Here is a 265-nt window from a genome sequence, read left to right as displayed (position 1 = left end):
CGAAAATAAGGCTTGATGATTTACGTACATACGGTATGATTCGTACATCCATTTCGTACACATTGAGAGTGCAGCATGTCACGGACCTTCGCATACGCTCGCGTCAGCACGACTGATCAGACTGCAGCTAACCAACTTCGTGAGATCGAGGCAGCTGGCTTCTCCGTCGACAAGCGCCGGGTCATTACGGAGAGCATATCCGGCAGCGTCAGCGCGGACCAGCGACCGGGGTTTGCGGAATTGCTCCTCAAGATGGAAGACGGCG

1 protein-coding gene is annotated in these 265 nt (G+C 54.3%); it reads left to right on the top strand.

Features of this window, described 5'->3' with window-relative positions:
- Window positions 1-75: 75 nt before the first annotated feature.
- Window positions 76-265 (top strand): recombinase family protein (locus R0J88_RS20820; protein WP_410900998.1); only part of this gene is annotated, 190 nt, incomplete at its 3' end.

It is taken from the genome of Pseudoalteromonas sp. SIMBA_162 (assembly GCF_046535955.1).
GTDB classification, from domain to species: Bacteria; Pseudomonadota; Gammaproteobacteria; order Enterobacterales; family Alteromonadaceae; genus Pseudoalteromonas; species Pseudoalteromonas marina.
Note: the sequence above shows the minus strand (reverse complement) of the source record. Positions and strands in the feature narration are given on the sequence as shown.